This window comes from Fibrobacter sp. UWH1, assembly GCF_002210365.1.
Taxonomy (GTDB): Bacteria; Fibrobacterota; Fibrobacteria; order Fibrobacterales; family Fibrobacteraceae; genus Fibrobacter.
Genome location: NZ_MWQG01000008.1, coordinates 73,070 through 93,111, shown reverse-complemented (window position 1 = coordinate 93,111; position 20,042 = coordinate 73,070). Strand labels below are relative to the sequence as shown.

Annotated in this window: 14 protein-coding genes; all 14 read right to left on the bottom strand. The window is 49.2% G+C overall.

Features of this window, described 5'->3' with window-relative positions:
- Positions 1–60 precede the first annotated feature (60 nt).
- Entirely contained in the window at positions 61–2,781 is a 2,721-nt protein-coding gene (locus tag B7992_RS05600) for a helicase C-terminal domain-containing protein (RefSeq protein WP_088665748.1), read from the bottom strand.
- 19 nt (positions 2,782–2,800) lie between these two features.
- Entirely contained in the window at positions 2,801–4,579 is a 1,779-nt protein-coding gene (locus tag B7992_RS05595) for an Ig-like domain-containing domain (RefSeq protein WP_088665747.1), read from the bottom strand.
- Positions 4,580–4,598: 19 nt separating this feature from the next.
- Positions 4,599–6,008, bottom strand: coding sequence for a signal peptidase I (gene lepB / locus B7992_RS05590; protein WP_088665746.1), 1,410 nt, complete (start codon positions 6,006–6,008; stop codon positions 4,599–4,601).
- A 33-nt stretch (positions 6,009–6,041) separates the two neighbouring features.
- Entirely contained in the window at positions 6,042–6,809 is a 768-nt protein-coding gene (locus B7992_RS05585) for a LytTR family DNA-binding domain-containing protein (RefSeq protein WP_073159039.1), read from the bottom strand.
- Positions 6,806–7,297 (bottom strand): copper resistance protein NlpE N-terminal domain-containing protein, encoded by a 492-nt coding sequence (locus tag B7992_RS05580; RefSeq protein ID WP_083538180.1) that lies wholly within the window; start codon positions 7,295–7,297, stop codon positions 6,806–6,808. Before B7992_RS05580 ends, B7992_RS05585 begins: the two co-directional genes overlap by 4 nt.
- A 46-nt stretch (positions 7,298–7,343) precedes the next feature.
- Entirely contained in the window at positions 7,344–8,276 is a 933-nt protein-coding gene (locus tag B7992_RS05575; protein ID WP_088665745.1) for an SUMF1/EgtB/PvdO family nonheme iron enzyme, read from the bottom strand.
- Complete coding sequence (locus tag B7992_RS05570) at positions 8,276–11,713, bottom strand: hypothetical protein (protein WP_088665744.1); 3,438 nt, start codon at positions 11,711–11,713, stop codon at positions 8,276–8,278. The genes B7992_RS05575 and B7992_RS05570 overlap by 1 nt, the downstream gene beginning before the upstream one ends.
- A gap of 60 nt (positions 11,714–11,773) precedes the next feature.
- Positions 11,774–12,517 carry a hypothetical protein gene (locus B7992_RS05565; protein WP_073235804.1) on the bottom strand — a complete coding sequence of 248 codons (744 nt, stop codon included), beginning with the start codon at positions 12,515–12,517 and terminating at the stop codon, positions 11,774–11,776.
- Between the two features lie 14 nt (positions 12,518–12,531).
- Positions 12,532–14,475 (bottom strand): hypothetical protein, encoded by a 1,944-nt coding sequence (locus B7992_RS05560; RefSeq protein WP_254917633.1) that lies wholly within the window; start codon positions 14,473–14,475, stop codon positions 12,532–12,534.
- Between the two features lie 10 nt (positions 14,476–14,485).
- Positions 14,486–15,268: a PASTA domain-containing protein gene (locus B7992_RS05555; protein ID WP_073159048.1), complete on the bottom strand. Its 783-nt coding sequence runs from the start codon at positions 15,266–15,268 to the stop codon at positions 14,486–14,488.
- A gap of 1 nt (position 15,269) precedes the next feature.
- Entirely contained in the window at positions 15,270–15,980 is a 711-nt protein-coding gene (locus B7992_RS05550; protein ID WP_073159050.1) for a Crp/Fnr family transcriptional regulator, read from the bottom strand.
- A gap of 23 nt (positions 15,981–16,003) precedes the next feature.
- A complete protein-coding gene (locus tag B7992_RS05545) occupies positions 16,004–17,287 on the bottom strand; it encodes an adenylosuccinate synthase (protein WP_073159052.1) in 1,284 nt (427 codons plus the stop codon).
- 672 nt (positions 17,288–17,959) lie between these two features.
- A complete protein-coding gene (locus tag B7992_RS05540) occupies positions 17,960–18,943 on the bottom strand; it encodes a MoxR family ATPase (protein ID WP_073235799.1) in 984 nt (327 codons plus the stop codon).
- Positions 18,944–19,174: 231 nt separating this feature from the next.
- Positions 19,175–20,041 carry a BatD family protein gene (locus B7992_RS05535; RefSeq protein WP_073235796.1) on the bottom strand — a complete coding sequence of 289 codons (867 nt, stop codon included), beginning with the start codon at positions 20,039–20,041 and terminating at the stop codon, positions 19,175–19,177.
- Between the last annotated feature and the right edge of the window lies 1 nt (position 20,042).

Genomic DNA, 20,042 nt, shown 5'->3' with positions numbered 1-20,042 from the left:
GTACATCAGTCACACCCTATTAGGGCGCCAAATTTAGAAAAAATAATCCGGAGCCAAAGTCTAGGACTTCACAAAAGACTTGATGTCTTCTATGGAGTCGGCAACCTTCTGCCTCATGTTCCAGATCCGCATAAAGCTCTTGCCATAATGTTCCAGCACCACGCGGTTATCAAGAATCAGAACCTTACCAGAATCTTCTTCAGAACGAATCAGACGTCCCAGCCCCTGACGCAATTCCATATAGGCTTCCGGCACATAATAATCCTTAAAGGAATTCTTACCGTCGGATTTCATCTTGGCAGAAATTCCCGCAACAAGAGGATCCATGGGATTCGGGAACGGAAGCTTAGGAATCACCAGAAGTTTCAAGGCGTCACCCGGGAAATCAACACCTTCCCACAAGCTTTGACAGCCCAAAAGGCAAGCGCCCCTTTCCTTGCGGAACATGGCAATCAGTCCATCCAGAGCACCGTCGACATGTTGGCAAAGAAGCAGTTTGCCCTTTTGCGCAAACAGCGGAGCAAGTGCCGCCTGGGCCTTCATCATCGCCGAAACGCTGGTAAAGAGAACCATGGCATTTTCTTCCACCTCCGGCAAGAACTGACATAGGGTATCGTTCAAAGCCTCGTTATATTCCGGTGCAGAAGGTTTCGGCAAATATTTAGCCACCATTACAGACTGGCGAGCATCCTTTGTAGACGATTCGTTATACACTCTAAGGAAGGGGGCCCTCTTTGGATCCTGGACGTTCAAGCCCATTCTTTCAACAAAGTAAGTCAAGTCACCCTGTACCGCCAAGGTCGCAGAAGTAAAGGTAGCAGACTTGATCCAAGGATAGAACTTTTCTTTCCAGATAGTACCGAAATTCAACGGGTAGGCATGAAGCTTTATGGTATGAGGATTAAAAGGTTCCTCCATAAAGAAGATCCAGTCTTCGCGAGCGCCCTTGGTCAGGAACTCAAAATCAGAAACGAATCTTTCGATCTCCGTCATTCGGCCATTCAGATCATGCACCAATCCAGAAACAGATTCATTGACCCAGGAAGCCATGGCGGAAAGTTTTTCTACCAGTTTCTGAACCTTGGCATACTGGTCCATAAAGCCTGCAGGATCGGCATCATATTCTGCCATCATGCTAGAAGAATACGAGAAGCCATTCTTATTTTTCTGCTTTGTCAGCTTCTTGCCGATCTTCATAAAGAAACGATGCAAGGCCTTTTCCAATTCGCCCAGGCTTTCAACCAAATTAGCGCATACCTCATGGGCTTCAGTACACTCCGCCGGAATTCCAGCCTCGATTTCTACAACGAGGCCATCCTTTTTAGTGCGGGACGGAACCATAGTCTTAATGACATTACGCAGGCCAAAGAACGACACCGTACGGCACAGCGACTGGTTGCTGATTTCAGGCAGACGGTGAGCTTCATCAAACACAATATGTTCGTAAAGCGGAAGCAGCGCAAAATCCAACGACATGTCTGCCAAGAACAGAGAATGGTTTACCAGCAGCAAATTGGAATTCATGGCACGGCGCTTTGCGGCAAGGGCTGGGCACCTGCCATAATTCGGGCACTTTTCTCCAAGGCAAGACTTTGCAGAACTTGCCATCTTGGACCAAAGCACACGATTACGTCCCTGACTAAACGAAGAGCATTCATTCACGTCACCAGTTGTCGTCGTATAGACCCAAGGTATAATAGCCATGAAGGAATCTCTTTCTTCCGGCAAGAGCATATTTTCGGGGGACGCAAGAATTGCCTCAAACTTTCTTAGGCACAAATAATTTTCGCGCCCTTTCAAAACAGAAGCCTTCAACTTGCCATTGTACAAGCAGGACAGCTGGGGAATATCGCGATTCCACAATTGTTCCTGAAGCGCACGGGTTGCCGTACTAATGACGACTCGTTCATCGGATGCAGCCTTGTTAGCGGCGGCCACTAAATACGCAAGCGATTTTCCAGAACCCGTAGGCGCCTCGATGACGCAAAGCCCACCCTTATGCATATTGCGTTCCACCACAGCGGCCAAATCCTGCTGGTTAGAACGGGGCTGATACCCAGCCATATTCTTGGCAAGAATGCCGCCTTCCTGGAAGAATTCTCCCACGCGGGGAACGTGGTTCTTTACAGGAACCTCTTCCAGGGGGACTTCCGGCAACTTGTAAGAAAATTCATTTTCGGATTCACCAGAAACGGGCCAAATTGCAGACCAGTTGGAATTGACTGCAACCTTGGAAAGGGCGTTATACAGCCAGCGGTCTTCACCCTGAATTTTTTCCAGGGACATCACAAAAAGTCTGCCGCAGGCATCGGCATCAGGCAACGCGCGGTGTGCCCGGCTCCTGGGAATATTCAATTCCTGGACCAGGGTATCCAAGCGATGATTAGGAACATTCTGGAAGGCGATACGAGAAACCGTCAAGGAATCCCACACCATATGGTTTTCAAAGGAAATACCGACCTTTGCAAAAGTCTGGTTCAGAAACTTCGAATCAAATGCGGCATTATGAGCAACAATGGGATAATCTCCGATAAAGGAATAAATCTTGCCTGCCACACCTGCAAATGATTCTGCATTTTCAAGATCGCTCTTGTATATTCCAGTCAGATTTTCAATAAAGGGGCGCAAGGAAGCCGTCGTTGGCTTGACCAGATAATCCACATCTTCAACAGGGACCCCATTTTCAAAACGGACCAACGCGACTTCGATAATTTCATCTTTTTCAAAATCAAGACCCGTTGTCTCAAGATCAATCGCAACAAAAGTCGGAATATTTCCCATATTTATCCTCACCAAAATTCTAATGCAGAGACGGAATTGCAGCCTGCAACTGGTCTAGAATATTTTCACCATTCTTCAGCTTCAATGTATCGTTAATCGCTCTCCAGGGAGACCCATAACGGAAAGGTTCAATGGAACCTCCATCAGGAATATTCTTTCCTTCCTGGGGATAATAGTAGTCCATAAAATAGGACCCTTCGACCAGTCCGTTAAACTTAAAGCGGCCCGCATTATCACAAGGTTCTATAAAATCCTTATCAGACTCGATGGAATGCAGACGGACCAGGGCACCCACCTTTGCACCGGGGACAGCTCCCTGCAACGTTGCAAGTTTCAACTTCGCCACCGTTTCAAATTTCTGCAGTTTCTTGTACTTCAGTTCAACAACGGTATCACGAACGCCATTACTGTCGGCAGCCGCCAACGTCGTATCGTTATACCCCATCAAGAAGTTCATCGTAAGGTCCGTTCCCCACGGGTCAGAATTCAATACCACAAAACGCACCGGATCGATTTGCTTGACCTGAACCTCGGTCGTATCCTTGTTAACCGCCACATAGAAGGTTTCTTCTACAGAATCCAGTTTGGGCTTATTAAACAAGACGATTAGGGAATCGTCAGGGAACAGGTTCTTTGACTTCGAGACAGCCTTCACCGTACTTACCGCAGGCGGAAGCGTATCGGACTCCATCTTCTTCCATTCCCATTCCACTTCATTTCTTGCCGTATCCAAAGTTCGATAAAGCGAATCCTTTCCGGCAAGGCAAGTAAACTTGTAAAGAATTTCACTTTTGGGTGCCGGATCAAAATAGAACTGCGGCTTATTGGAAGATGCTCCCAAATAAACAAGCTTCGGATACACCTTCTCATTTTCAGGAGAAGTCAGGAAGCAGTTGGCAGAATCTCTAAACAGGGAATCAAAATAGACGTTTCGTGTAAAGTTCGCTTCCAGCACATTTGCAAAGGGCTGAGATACAGATTCCAGTTCCAGATGAGACGAGTCCATATCTGCCACGGCAATCCATAAGGTATCCGTTGTCTCTGCAGTCAGGTGAATATCCTGGGTCCAAACGCCAGCCTGTTCCGTTGCCAGTTCCACCTTCTGGTTACCATTGCCATCCACAAAGGCTACGACACGATACATTCCCGCCTTAAGACCCGTCAAGGTAAAATGCCCCGCACTATCGGCTCGAGTCACATACAGGGGCGGTTCCTTAAGAATCATAGGCAGGGAGTCCAGCGCCTTGGTTACAGAATCGCGGTACTTATCCAGATAATGTTTCGTTTCACGATCTGCACCCATCAGGAACAAACCCACACTGGGAAATTCCTTCTTCTTTGCCATAGCCGCATTCACAAGAACTCGGCCCGAAAGAGTCAGCGAGTCAATATAGGCTCCCGTCGAGAACACAACCTGGAAAGGCTTTGCAAGAGCATTGCCGCGCAAATCCTTGATACCACCCGCAAACGTTACTGTGTACGTCGTTCCAGAATCAAGCTCTGCACGAGACGACAACTCCAGAGTTTTACCGCTGACGTCAAACCGCACTCTTTTATCAATCGGCGGAGAAATAGAAACAGCGCTCCTGGGAATAGAGGCGTTAATCCATTCGTCAAATTCAAGCTTTACATAAAGTTCGTTAGGATGGTTTGTCGTATACGGAGCTGGATACACCCCCGCCACACGCGGAGGCAACTTATCTTCGGGGCCACCGGACGGAGCCACCTGCGTCGCACAGGCCACAAGCAAGCTCGCAACAATCGCACCTAGAACGTATACGGTCTTAAAAAATTTCATCCTAACAACACTTTCAGACTTAATCAATCAAGTGGATAATCTTGCCCAGTCGGCTCCAGCGGATCTTGAAGGGCAGACGCCACCAGGTAAAGGGATTGGACAAGGCGAAAGACTCATCTTCATTTTCAAAAGAGAAGTAAATGACAAAAGCCTTGGCGCGCATATTACGGAGCGACACATATCCCCAATAACGACTATCTGCGGAATTATCACGGTTGTCACCCATCATGAAATACTGAGGAGTCTGAACCACATAGTAATCCATTTTTTTACCGCCGAGAGTCAAGTTCTTCCTGATTTCAAAAACAGGAGAACGAGCCACATCAGCCTTCAGCGAATCAGCCAGGGAATCAGCCAGGGAATCAGCAACAACGGAATCCGTAACCGCAGAATCGACAACAGCGACACTAACAGCCGATGCATTCAAAGCGTTCACATTGTCTTCCAGATCCTTCAACATAGAAGCTTCGAAACCGATGTAGCTAACTTCGCGCATCAGCCCACCCTTGGCATGGGGATCCAGCATAGGCAAATAGCAGATACGGGCCAGTTCCCTGAAATAGGCGAAGCTCATCACCCCAGAAACGGTGTCCCCCTGGGTCACACGCTGCTGAAGGATAGTACGATTGCGGCGGAACAGTTCATTCATGGCCAGCCCGCGGTCATTTTCTACCGGTATGCGGAAGTTCTCGAAATCGTAGTTATTGCTTTCGACACCATCCTTCCACAGAGAAATATCAAGCTTGACGGAGTCATCCGGATTTTCCTGGGCGACAAGGGAACGCAACCACCAGAGCTTATCCAACGGCAGGGAATCCACATACAGAGTATCACCTACAGACGGCACAACAAAAGGTTCTCGTTCGTCACGAGGAGACATGGTTCGAACCGTACTAGTCCATTTACCACGTCCGGGCAAGGTATCCTGCTTAACGCCATTCACATAAAGACGACCGCCATGAACGGCAACCGTATCGCCACTCACGGCCACACAGCGCTTGATGTAATCCTTCGGACCATCGCCATAATGAACTAAGTGAGGCTGTCCCTCTTCAGGTTCATGATCCCAGTAGAAATTGCCAAGCATCAAGGCGTTAAAGAGATGAGTATAGCGGCGAGGATTACCATCGGGATATTCAGGTTCCCCGGGATAACGGAAAATTGCCACATCCCCAGGCACGGGATCGGCAATAGCAGGGAACTTCTGATTTCCAAAAGGTATGGGAGAGCCATAGGTAAACTTCAAACCGAGAAGGAAGTCTCCTGTTTTCAGCGTATCTTCCATAGATCCGCTAGGAATCTGGAATGCCTGAATCACATATTGGATTACAATCAACGCCAGAGCAATGGGAACAATTATTTCCCTAAACAAGCCCTTCACAAAACCCTTCACAGAAAAAACTTTCTTCTCTTGCAAGTTGTCCTTCATCTTATTTTCCAAATTAAAATCTGACTTATAATTTTACAGGCTGCGAATCTTTTTGAACATGGCCTGGCTTACTACCAGTTCAGTCCTGCTCTTATCTCGAAGCACCATGGTAATGCGGGAGTTCACCTTGCGATACTCTGCGATATGGTCAATCGAAACAATGGTCGAACGGTTAACACGTATAAAATGCATGGGATCCAGACGTTTCTCAAGTTCCATGGTCGACACATCGACTATATGCATCTCGTTCATCGTATAGACCATGGTAAAACGGCCTTCCGTCTGAAAACGGACCACTTCATCTACACTCAGAAAGATACAACGATCTCCTTTTCGAACCTGAATTCGCTGCAGGTAGAAATTGCTCAAGTCTACCACGTTACGGAACTTCTTCCAGGTAAAATCAGGAGGCGCCGGAATACTAAAACCATCATCGGGGAATATCTTGCGCAGTTTTTCAACTGTGGCCATCAAACGTTCCGAATCAAAGGGTTTCAGCAAATAATCAACCGTATTTTCTTCAAAGGCCTTTAAGGCAAACTCATCATAAGCGGTCGTAAAGACCACATACGGGACTTCCTCCGGATTCAAGGCATGCAGAACATCAAATGCATCCATATCCGGCATCTGGATATCCAGAAAGACGACATCAGGAAGATGGTCCTGAATAGCCTTGATTGCCTGAGCTCCAGATTCTGCCTCCCCCTGAATATCAAACTCGCTCGCGTAATCCCCCAACATGGAGATGATGCGGGCACGAGCCCAAGGCTCGTCATCAATCACTAAGGTCTTGACCTTCATTTCGGATCCTTGGATTTCTGGACGGGAGCCGTCATGATTCTAAACAGTTCTGCACGACGGCCATTTTCATCTTCATAGACCTGACCTGCAGAATTCATATAAACCAGATTTCCAGATGCAGAGCGTTTAAAATTCCAGTGAACACTATCTGCACTTTCAGAAGCAGAGGGCAAAACAATCCTTATGGAACTATCCACTACAGAAAACACACCCTTCAGGGAATCCACCTGCATGGAATCAGTTACACGGGTCTGCACCGCATTAACAGTGGAGTCTTCATTCAAGGTTATGCGCAATGCCTTCATGGTGCAATCATCACAAGGCATACTTCCCGAATAGAGGCCCGTCACATCCTTCGGCAATTCAACAGGCGGAAGTTCCGGTAAAGGTTCAGACTTTTCTTCAGAGCAGGAAGAAATCAGCAATGCCATCCCAACAGGAAGCAAAAACCTTACAAATGAAAAAGCCATGGAGTTCAAAATCTTCATGGCTACAATTTAACAAATTAGCCGTTTAGGCATTAACAGAAATTATCTAAAAACCAGTCGAATGCACCAAACGAAGGCCCAAATCCTTACCCCGATAAAGGGGTTCCCTTTTAGCAACAGTATCGGCGGCAAGGGCCTTGACTTTATCGCCCCAGCCACCTCCACGAACGACTTTCAAACTGCCGGATTTCGCCCCGGTATAATTCATCTGCGATTTAGTCGGTTTCACTCCGTACCAGTCGTTAGTCCATTCCGCCACATTGCCAGCCATATCATAAAGGCCATAGGCATTAGGCATAAACTGAGCCACGACAGCGGGGCCACTACTTTGTACATAATAAGCGTATTTAGAAGCTTCTTCCCGATCCCAATAATATGTCGTAGTCGTTCCGGCACGGTAGGCGACTTCCCATTCCATTTCCGTAGGAAGTCTCACGGACTCAACGCTGTAATCAACATACAAGTTCTGCAGATATTGTGCGTTTTCGGCAGCCTCATAGACATAGGCCGTATCAAGCCCCACCTTTTTCGATAGAGCATTGCAGAACAAGATTGCCTCATACCAGTTTACGTTCGCCACCGGAATACTGTCACCAGAGACACCCATTGCCGGCAAGGAATCCATAATGGTTCTATACAAAGACTGGGTCACCTCCGTCTTCCCGATTTCAAAGGAACTCACAGAAAAAGACATGGAGCCTCTTTTTACAGAGGACGCAGGAATCTTTACCCAGCTTACATAATAAGACAAAAGGGAATCCGAGCTCAATGCAGAACTACACGAAGGTTCCGCAGAACCCGAAGACTCTTGAACAGGGCTTTCCGATCGGCTAGAAGAACTTTTGACAACGGCACTAGACTGACGTTCATGCCCACTGGAGGAGGTTTCGTCCAAATCTTCAGGCGCCCCACCAGCAACAGAACTGCAGGACACCATCAAACCCATGGCAAGAAACCCTAGGCACAAGCGGAACCTCATCAGCGGATAACTCCCACACGGTACAGTTTCTGCTTAGTCTTTCCAGACTTGAAATCTACACGCAGGCGAGCGGTGTATACGTCCGAACCTAGCTTTTTCAGGTCAAGGTTTTCAAACTGATTGCGGCCAGCCACAACATCAGACATTTTCTGCTTGAACACGCAGAGGCCCGTTATGTCATACAATTCAATCGTTGCGGAATTGGCTTCTGCACCAACTTCAAAACGGGCCTTGGCCACCCCGCCACGCACCGGATTGGGGAACATGAAGAATTCCGTAATTTCATCCTTAGACTTAGAAGCCTTCACATCCTTCAGCTTGGAGGCATCAAGATAGCCAGTACGTTCGTTACCGCCGGCAGGCAAGGTCCATGCGGCAGCATTACCCGCAGCATCTTCAGCAGCCTTCTGCAAACGGAATGCACTAACGTTACTTCTGTGGAAGGCATAAAGTTCCGGGCCAGCAGACTTGCTACTACCAACAGCGTCCGTTACATAAATACTCATAGGCTGCAATTCACTCAGGGAGTCCACATACTCAAAACTACCTGCAGCAAGGGGGAACTGTCCAGAAACCCGCTTGGCCTTTCCCGTATAGGCATAAATCAATCCGTCATTGTTAGGAACAAGAATTTCCGGAACATCATCACCAGTCACATCAACCAGCAACGGGTCGCTAAAGAATCCATACACAGGACTACCCTTTGAAATCTTCACGGGGAATCCAGAAACGGGCAAGCCAAAACGATCGAGGGCATAAACCAGGTTATCTCCCAGGAATACGATTTCAGGATAACCATCTCCGTTTACGTCACCCAGGGCCATACCAGAAGTTTCATCAGAGAGGCCGCTGGAGCCAGCAGCTCCACGCTCATAATTCTTGGTCCAGACAACAGACTTTCCATTCCGTTTTCTAGCAGACACCGTTCCACGGCTGCCAAGGACAATAGCTTCCTCAACACCGTCGCGATCCATGTCTGTACAGGAAACGCGGTAGAATTTTTCAGTTCCGTGAACTTTTGCGGGTTCACTTTCATAGGTAGCAGAATTCACCTTGGAACCGAAGCCCACTTCACCTTCGTCCGTAACATAGGCAATCTTGGAATCGCCATCCTCATCCGTACCACAGAAAGCCATATCTGTAATATTTCCGTCGGCAGTCACCTTGACGTCAAATCCCCTAGAGAACTTTCCGTCGCCAATTTTCACATTTCGAATCTGATGTCTAGTCGCATACCACAGTTCATTTCCAACCACCATGGGGCCAGCCACCACAGAGTCCACATCCAACGCCGTTTCACTTACGTAGGATTCGCTTTCAAACTGCGTACGGACCAGATGCTTTTCGTGAAGCGAATAAACGTATTTGCCATCGCTAGCCATACCCAGCAGGGGACCATAATTGGAACCGATGCGATAAAGCGGAATTTCCTTTTCAGTCCCCTTATTCGTCAGCTGTTTTTTAACAACGACCGTATCCGCATCAAACAAGGTATCACCCAAAGCGCTAAATGCCTGCAGGGATCCATTGTCTGCACCGAACACAACAATTTTCTCCCCGCTCTTTTCAGGATTATCCACAAAGACTGCGCCACGGACGATTCCGTTCAGGCCAACCTCTCTCGGGAACTTGCTGTCTTCAATACTTCCATCATCAATAGAAACGGTCACCGTAATAAGAGTCGAGGCAAAATTAAGGACGCTATCCCCCATCAGGCCGTTAGCCGTCTTTTCCTTTCGGAAATCTTCGGGAACGGAAACAGAAATCTTGATACCCGTATAACCGCCCTGGGTCGTCATGGTATTCGCATAACCGGTGGGATTGATGGTCTTTACCGTATCGAATTTCTGCTTTGAAGATTTGTCCGCTACGCGCAAATGAGGCAGCAAATCCGCACCACTTCCGTAATCATAGGTATCTTCGCCCAGGGCGTTCTTAAAGGTCTTTCCGATACTCAGCACGCCATCGGCTTCAATCAGTGAAAGTCCAAACTGATGGTCACGGAATTCATCGCCGGCCCAATAGTTGGCAACACCATCTTCCAAATTTCTACGAAGGAACCATTCGTTCACCTTCCACACGGCAATACCGCTTGCAGGGATGCCCGCATCAAAGGAGCTTACATCAAGAATGACACCACGGGCCTTCTTCTTGTTCACCTTGCATTCCCCCTTGACACAAGTGCTATCCTGGAACACAAGGTCAAGACTATCTACGGGAACGGTCCTGATTGTCGTATCTGAACTTTCGTCAGGTTCACCCAGCACCACGCTCACCTCGCCATCCTTGCTCCAGGAACGCTGACGATTTTCTACAAGCAGGTATTCAGATGCGCTGAGAGGCACCTTCAGGACTTCAGTACAGACATTTTTACTCTTGGATTTTGAGCAGGCCCCGGAACCGGCTGCAGCCACATCCACAGAAATTTTCTTTCCTGCAGAGGGGCGAACTTCCTGAACGGAACTCCACCCCATATAGGTTCGTTCCCAGGCCGCAGGCAGTGCAGGCAAGAATCCATTTCCTGCATTATAGCCGGCAAAGTCCATCAAGTCAAAATAACCCAGGCGAGAAATTCCCTTCACCACATCATAGGTATCGGGCATACCAAGCTGACGGCCTATCTGATTTACCAGAATCCCGTTTACACCCCAGTTCAAACCATCCTGGGAAGCGGTTTCGCTCATGACCATTATAGAGCGCAAGGTATCGATAGAGGCCCCCTTAAGAGCAAGACCGTCAACTACAGACTTCTTGCTAGAGGAATCAGCCTTTAGAGCAACATTTGCCAAGGTATCAGACAGGAACGGCCAATACTCCCCGCTAACAAAAGCGTCTATAAAATCGGCAGGGGTGTCGGCATTGTTCGAACCCATGGTACCGCCATCCATCAACCGGCTGGCACCGGCATGGATAATCATAAAGGCACGTTTCGTATTCGGATTTTTCGAAAGGGGAATGCTAAAGGGCGAATCGCTGGATTCATGAGCGGCCATTACGGCATCGTACACGAACTGCATATAATCGCAAACACGGGAAGAATCAAATTCAGCAGTCTTTTCGCCATCCCTCTTGCTGGTTCGATTATAGTCGATGATTTGCTTCTTCAGCTTGTAAGCACTGGAAGATTCCGGAAAAATTCTGGACTTGATTACAATATTTCCGCCACTGGCAGCCTTGTAATAGGCATTCGCAAAATCAAAATGCTTTTTCCAATAGGGCACACTATTGCGACGACCCGGCGGATCCAACTTATACGAATCCTTCTTCTTTTCGTCAGAGTCGAAAGTTCCATTTCCCGTGGTCAACGAATTGTCAGTCTTTTCTTCGGCAAACTGAACTCGAATCGCAAATACCTCCAAGGTATCTGCAGCAAAACTAAAAGACGCCTGGAACAAAACCAAGGCAAACAAAAGGCTAATCTTATTAAAAAAACTCATCTTCACAACCTCAATCTACAAAAATCAAAAACAGCCGCGCCGGAATCACAACCTAAAAAATTACTGTTCAACAAGCTTAAAACTCCGGGGAACATTCAATTTCCAGGTTCCACCGCTAAAAGACTTTCCGTGGGTCACCTTCTTGATTTTTATTTCCAGGAATCGCTTTTCCCCACGTTCAAAAACAATGGTCTCGGGTAACACATTTCCCTCAAATTCGCGGAACCCGGAAAACTTCAACGTTTCAGGTTTTCCGTCACGTCCCGTATAGGTTAGCTGAACCACTCGCGAATCCTGCAATTCATAGGTAAAGTGACGTCCCGTCCCATCAACGGCTTCGTGGCCAGGCACCACATCCTCGTAATTATCCGGAAGTAACTTACCCTCAAAAAAAGCCGCAATCTGATGGATATGAACCAGGGGTAAGCTCCGGTCATTGAGCAGCCCAACCATATAGCCAACGCCCTTCACATAAAGTTTTTCTGTGGGGAAGGTCATGAGCCAACCTTCTTCCGTCCAAAGCATCGAGGCAACCCCAATGCCCATGGGGCCCGTCAACTCCATGCGATAACGTTTTCCAGGTACAGAAAACAGGACGGCATCCAGCTCCTGATTTTCACCATTCTGGACAATGGTCAGCTTAAACTTAGCCCGCAGACTATCCTGAGGAGCAATTTCCTTTTCCGCCACAGGTGCGTCTGTGCGAACCTTGCCCCCCGTACAGCCGGCAACAACAAACATGGCCAGCACCAAGGCACAGACAGGCAGCAAAGAGAAAAGAGAGCGAAATCTAAACAGCGGCATAAAGCAACCGCCTTTTACTTTTTCTTGATATTAAGGAAGCGTTTTGCTTCAGGATGCTTCGGAATAAGCTTCAGCAATTTCTTGTAGGCAGCCGTGGCTTCAGCCTTATTGCCAAGGGCTTCCTGAATGGCAGCCATATGTTCCCAATAAACGGCATCCTCATCAAACTTCGGATCCTTGATTTCCTGCATGGTCTTCAGGGCCTCTGCATAAAAGCCCTTGCGATACTGCCCCCATGCCTTGGAATCCAGATAAGCCTCAGTGGGAGTTTCCGACTTTTCCATGGCAAGAGCCTTCAAAACCATCTGGAAACCCTTTTCCACTTCGTCTGCGTTGCGGTTCAGGTCAATCAAGGTATAGCCATAATAATTCAGGACTTCGGGCTGATCTACACTGCGGGCGCGAACGCTATCCAACAGGAATTCAAACATCTTGAAGGATTCTTCATAGCGTCCCATGCGTTCCAGATTCATGGCCATCAGCATGCGCACATCCATGTTCAACGAATCGACGGCGGCAATTCCCTCGTAAAATTCCTGTGCCTTGGCACGCTTCGCATTTGCAAGGGCGATCTTGGCAGAATCATACTTATCGGTCTGCAAAATTTCCTGGGCCTCATTAGCCAGAATACGTCCATAGACGCTACGGAACTGCAACTTGTTCCGTTCCACTTCCGCGTTCATCTTGCGCAAAGTTACAGAATCAGCCACTCCGGCCAGCGGGCTCCACTTATCCCAAACGGCGATGAGGGAATCCAGCATCTTGTAGGCCTTGTCATACATCTTTGCAGAGCCGTACATCATGGCCAACATGGCCTTTTCTGCACCCATCGACACAGAGTCAGCCTTCTCGGCATAAAGCACGGCATCGTTCATGCGCTTTTCCTTGACGGCGATTCCAGCCAGGGCGTGGTAAGCATTAGCCGCATAAACCTTCTGGTCGCCCAACGATTCAGCCGCCTGCAGCAGGTGAACCTTGGCGCTATCGACGTCTCCATGAATATTCTCGTAATGGCCCAGGAAGTTTGTCAGCACAGGAGAACGGACACCATCCTCATAGTATTTCTTCTTGAGCAGGGTATATGCAACAGCACGGTCCGTTTCCGCCAAAGTCGTCATCAGGAGAACGACCATGGATTCGTTGTCTTCGCTAGAGCCAGTCAAAGTATCTACGACAGCTCGGGCTTCCTGCAATCGGCGCTGGAACACAAGTCCCTGAACCATCTTGGTCAAATATTCCTTGTTGCCCGTAGCATCGTGAGCCCGTCCAAAAAGATCGATTACAGAAGAATCCTTATGATGTTCCAGCAACAAGTTCAGCTGACGCTGTAACAAGGACGGCATATAGTTCACCTGGGGCAGCAGCAAGTCATAAACACGGATCAGTTCATCCGCATCCTGAACGGCCTCCAGGAACAAGCTATAATCGTAAAGCAAGGTCATGTCCTGATACTTGCTGGAATCAAGGGCTGCCTTGAAATACTTACGACAGGAATCGGCCACACCCGCCTTCACATAAAGGTGTGCCAGCAAGGACAACTGAGAGGCAAGAATCTTACCCTTCAACTTCTGGCCACGCATGGCCTGAATCAAAGCCAGGGAATCATTGCCCTCGGCCATGAGCATTTCGGCCAACTTGAAGGTCAAGAAGCGGTTGTAAGGGTCAGACTCCGCGGCATGCTGCCAGAACACATTGGCCAGAGTCTTTTCGCCACGCATTTCCATTTCGAGAGCGCGGATAAAAGATTCATGGGCGGCATCGATATTTTCAGGAAGGCGCGGTTCCTCGGCACTTACAGCCACACCGCCTTCAGCAATCTGTTTTGCCACAGCGGCGGCAATCGCCAGGGAATCCGCCTTGCTCAAGGTAACGGCCTCTTCCTTTTTCGCAGGAGCGGAACTGCAGGCGTTCAGCAAGAACACCGCCACCACCATCAGCGACAAAAAGAAAGACTTCACCAAAACAGACCTACTCGACAATTACAAAGTTAATCTTGGTATCCGGCGGCAGATAATCGCCATACTTGGGAGAAGTTTCGATCACTGCACCCGGAACAGGATTTTCCATATCTTCGGGAGCCTTGGCGCGCTTGATACGTCCAACCACAAAACCCAGCTTTTCAAGCTTCGGGTAAACTTCGTCAATGGGAGTACCGGCAAAATTCGGCAACAAGGTCTTACCGGTAGTCACACCGGCAGAAATCACCACCTTCACGGTATCGCCAATACGGACCTTTTCACCTGCGATAGGAATCGTACGAATCACCACACCGCGAGGAATGCTCTGGTGGGCCCCCTTCACAATGGCACCCTGCACAAGACCGGCACGGGCCAGAGAAATAGAAGCCTGCTTCTGGCTCTTGCCACGAAGATCAGGAATCTCGACCTGACGGAGCCCCATGCTGCGGGTCAGCTTCACGGTACGGCCAAGCTTTGCCACACGGCCTGCAGCAGGAATCTGCACAAGAACCTTGCCGGAATCAATAGTCGCACTGTAGCGCCCCTCTTCCAGCCATTCAAACTTAAAACCAGCATCTGTCAGCGCAGCCTCGGCAGCCTCCTGACTCATGCCTTCCAGATTGGGAACCTCACCCGTGCTGGCAAACTTACCGGCAAAAGCGGGCATCAATACTTTATCTACAGCCAAGGCGAGAAACACCAAAAGGACAATCCAGATAGCGATAGCCTTAACCACGGGAGCCTTTTTCAGCCACCCGCCAACACGACCCACAAGGGATTTTAATTTATCCATATTAGCCCTTGCTAGCCTTTTCCTGCAGGGCGTTTTCGTCGAAGATGACGATATCCTTGCCGGTCATAGCAATAGCATTCGCCTTCACCAACATAGAGCAAATGCGGCTAACCGTTTCACGGGTAGTACCAGACATGTCGGCCAGCTGCTGCTGGGTGGGGCGGTTGTGAATAACAGTTACCATAGTGCCGGCATCAGTATGAATGCGAACACCACGTTCTTCCATCAAGTTCAGAAGAGTTCCAGCCACGCGTCCGCTTACAGACATCGTAGACAAGGAACCGATCTGCTTGTTTGCCTTACGCAGACGCTTACTAATTTCGCTCAGCAGCGCCATGGCAATTTCGGGAGTCTGACGAATCAGGGTCAAGAAGGATTCACGGTGAATGATCATCATCTGGGCATCCGTCACCGTACGCACAGAGGCAGACCTAGGTTCACCGTCAATCAAGCTCATTTCGCCAAAGAAGTCACCGCGTTCCAGGAACGAAAGAATCGTCTCACGACCATCAACGCCGGTCATGTACACCTGGACGGAACCGGAGGCGATCAGATACAGAGCCTGCATCGAGTCGTCGCCCTCCAGCACCACGGTTTCATCGCGGTTATAGTTCTGGACAACAACCAGATTGGCCAGCATCGAAAGCTGATCCTCGTTCAATTCAGAAAAGAGCTCCACACCCTTCAGCAAACCAACAACGTTATTGTCCATAAGAACTTCTCCTTCCGCTTCAATTAGTCCATGTCAACGATAATGCTCTGATCGCGCTTAGCACCGATAGAAATCATACCGATCTTCACGCCAACCAGTTCTGCCATACGGTTCAGGTACTTCTTAGCATTTTCCGGAAGATCTTCCATCTTGCGGCACTTGGTAGTATCGCACTTCCAGCCCGGCATTTCTTCGTAAACCGGCACGCAACGACCGACCTTGGACAGCTGGTTCGGGAACACTTCGATCTTTTCGCCATCGCATTCGTAGTGAGTGCAGATCTTGATGGTGTCGAAAGTATCCAGGACGTCAAGCTTGGTGATAGCCAGGTGAGTCAGGCCGTTAACGATAGCAGCCTTGCGGACAACCGGAGCGTCGAACCAACCGCAGCGACGGTTACGACCGGTGGTTGCACCATATTCGTTACCGATCTTACGGAGGGTGTCACCCATTTCGTCCAGAAGTTCAGTGGGGAACGGACCGTTACCAACGCGAGTGGTATAAGCCTTGACAACACCAACGACCTGGTCGATAGCGGTGGGGCCGATACCTGCGCCGCAGCTTGCATAACCAGCAACAGTGTTGCTGGAGGTCACGTACGGGTAAGTACCCTGGTCCACGTCCAGGATGGTGCCCTGAGCGCCTTCGAACACCAGCTTCTTGCCTTCCTTCACAGCCTTGAACAGGAGGGCGCTAGTATCGCAGACGAACGGCTTGATCTTCTGACCCAGTTCCAGGTAATCCTTGATCACCACTTCCGGATCAATTTCGGGAACATCGTACATCACCTTGAATTCTTCGTTATGAACCTTGGCCATAGCTTCGACGCGGGGGCGCAGTTCACGTTCGTCCATCAAGTCACCGACGCGAACACCGATACGGTTCACCTTGTCGCTGTAGCAGGGGCCAATGCCGCGGCCGGTAGTACCGATAGCAGCCTTGCCAGCCTTCTTTTCCTTGGCCTTGTCCAGAGCAGAGTGGTACGGCAGCACGACCTGAGCATTGTCAGCAATGAACAGGTGGCCTTCCGGGTTGATGCCCTTAGTATGGAGGTCGGCAATTTCTGCAAGAGTCTGGATCGGATCCAGCACAACGCCGTTACCAATAACGCAAAGCTTGTCGTCATGCATAATGCCAGACGGAATCAGATGGAACACAAACTTCTTGTCACCCACTTCAACAGTGTGACCAGCGTTTGCACCGCCCTGGAAACGCACCACGATATTTGCGTCCAGAGTCAAGAAATCCACAACCTTGGCCTTACCTTCGTCACCCCACTGGGAGCCGATTACAACACGATTTGCCATATATCCTTCGTTTTGTTTATGACCCATTCGGGTCGATTAGTTAAACAGGAAATTAGCTACCCAGAGCGTTTCTCCGGGACCTTTTTCGCCTACAAGATAGTAAAGAGCGTAAAGCGGAAAGGATAAAGGCTAAAGAAATGACGCATAAAAACCTGCTTTACACTTTAAACTTTAACCTTTAAGCTAAAAAGGGCGGAGCCCCGCCCCTCGCTCCAACCGGCAAAGCCGTTTTCCGCTACCCCACCCAGCGGGGACACCCCGCAACACCCCACAGCAGAAAGTACAGACAAGGTAACAGATGCAAGGTATGAGGTAGTGAGCGACGAGCCGCATGCCTTTGTGCTGTCATCCTGAGCGGAACGAAGTGGAGTCGAAGGATCCAGTGAGAGGACGAGGCGTGAGGTCACAGGCATCAGGCGCGAGGTAGTGAGCGACGGAGGCGCCTAATGTCACCCTGAAGGCGCTCAGGGTCTCGTGCGTTCATGGGATTCTGAAACAAGTTCAGAATGACAGTCCACACAGTTCACTTCTTTCGTATCTCATAATTCATATCTAAATTCCTCCTCCGCAAAAAAGGAACAGTGAAGTCGAACTTCACTGTTCCTTTTTTATTGTTAACAGCTCAAACCTCTAGGTAGCAAAGCTACCGACCTCAAGCCTCAAACCCAATAACTAGGGTACGTCTACGGAATCCAGGATCTTCTGGACTACAGTTTCTGCAGAAATTTCTTCCGCTTCAGCTTCATAGCTCAAGATGATACGATGGCGGAGAACTTCCATAGCCACAGCCTTCACATCTTCCGGAGTCACGTAGGCACGGCCCTGGATAAAGGCATGAGCCTTTGCAGCCTGGGCAAGACCAATGGAGGCACGGGGAGAAGCTCCCACTTCAATGAAGCCCACCAGATCAGCGCGCTTGATGCTGCCCGGATCACGGGTAGCCAACACCAGGTTCACGATATATTCGCGGACACGTTCGTCCACATAAACCTGCTTCACAAGCTCACGAGCCTTCAGGATATCTTCCTTGGTGGCCACAGCATTAGGCTGACGGAGACCAGCACCGGCGACAGCATCCAGGATGCGCATTTCATCGGCCTTGTTGGGGTAAGAAACCTTCACCTTCAAAAGGAAACGGTCCACCTGGGCTTCGGGCAGCGGGTAGGTACCTTCCTGTTCGATGGGGTTCTGGGTAGCCAAAACCAGGAACGGTTCATCCAGCTTGAAAGTTTCGTCGCCAATAGTAATATGGCGTTCCTGCATGGCTTCCAGCAAAGCACTCTGAACCTTACTGGGAGCGCGGTTGATTTCGTCAGCCAGCACCAGGTTGGTAAACAGAGGGCCCTTGCGAGTTTCAAACTTAGCTTCGCGGGCGTTATAGATTGTAGTACCCAGCAAGTCAGCCGGCAGCAAGTCCGGAGTGAACTGGATTCGCTTGAAGTCCAAAGAAACGGCATCAGCAAAAGCCTTCACCGCGGTAGTCTTTGCAAGACCCGGAAGGCCTTCCAGAAGAACGTGACCATCAGCAAGAATACCAGTCAAAATACTTTCCACCATGGCCTTCTGGCCAATGACGGTATCTTCCACTTCACGCAGCAGATTCTGACAGAAAGCGCTCTGCTGACGAATCTTTTCAGAAAGTTCCTGAATATCCATTTTATTATTCCTCAAATTATTTCAAACTGAATTTAGCAAATTTCATAAAAGGGATGAGGTACGAGAGACGAGAGAAAAAATCAGATACGAGATACGAGTTATTATAATCGCGCCGAAGACGCCTAACTTATTAATTCATATCTAATTTCCTGGATTCTTCGACTTCGTGCTTCGCACTCCGCTCAGAATGACACGTAGACGAATCACCGCTCACCGCTCATAACTCACAGCTCACCACTCTTCCCTGATTCCCATTAGTTTCATGGCCAGTTTCCAGGTTTCCCTGTTTTCAAAGCCGTCACGTTTGCCGCCACCATAGCGGGCATGGGAGAATTCTTCCAACAGGGATTCCCATCCTTCCAGATCGCCCTGCTTCTGCAGCACTTCCAAGTTAACCTTTTCTGCATCTAGGTAAAAACGTTCAGCCGCATATTCCTTGCAGATTGCCTCCAGATCCAAAAGCCACTGGCGACTATCAGCCGAATTCACACGCTGTTTCAGAACAGTCATCTTCCCCAGCAATTCACTTTCGGCAGCCTTTTTAGCCGTCATGGCAGCACGGTTCGAGGCACGGCGTTTCATCCGTAGCATCCCAGCCAAAAGCACGACAACCGCCACCATAACGCCAATCATCACAGGCAGCACACTGGCAGGAGCATCCACACGCAAGGGCACGCTTTCGGTTCGCAAGGTCAAGGGCATCCCCATCTGAGTGGGAATATCGTACTTCAACACGGGAATATTCAGATTCCCCGTATCCTGAGCCAAAATCTTATAGTTAAAAGTAATGGAAGCGATTTCCTTCCCGTCCTTAACGGAGCGGGCCGATTCCTGGCTAACGCCAATCTGCTCCAACCCCTTTGCGGTGGCTGAGTTCGTAGGCAATACCAGCAAGGCGCTTCCGCTAACACTCCAGCTCACCGTCACCGGAAAGTCAATGGTATCCCCCACAACGGCATTCATGGGCAACAAAGTCCCATCCTGGGAATGAACCCCTGCCACAACGGTAATCCCCAACTGTTCCGCAGAGGGCATCTGAATTTCTTCTACCGCAGCACTATCCTGGGCCGCCTCCACATTCAAAGAATCATTTTCCATA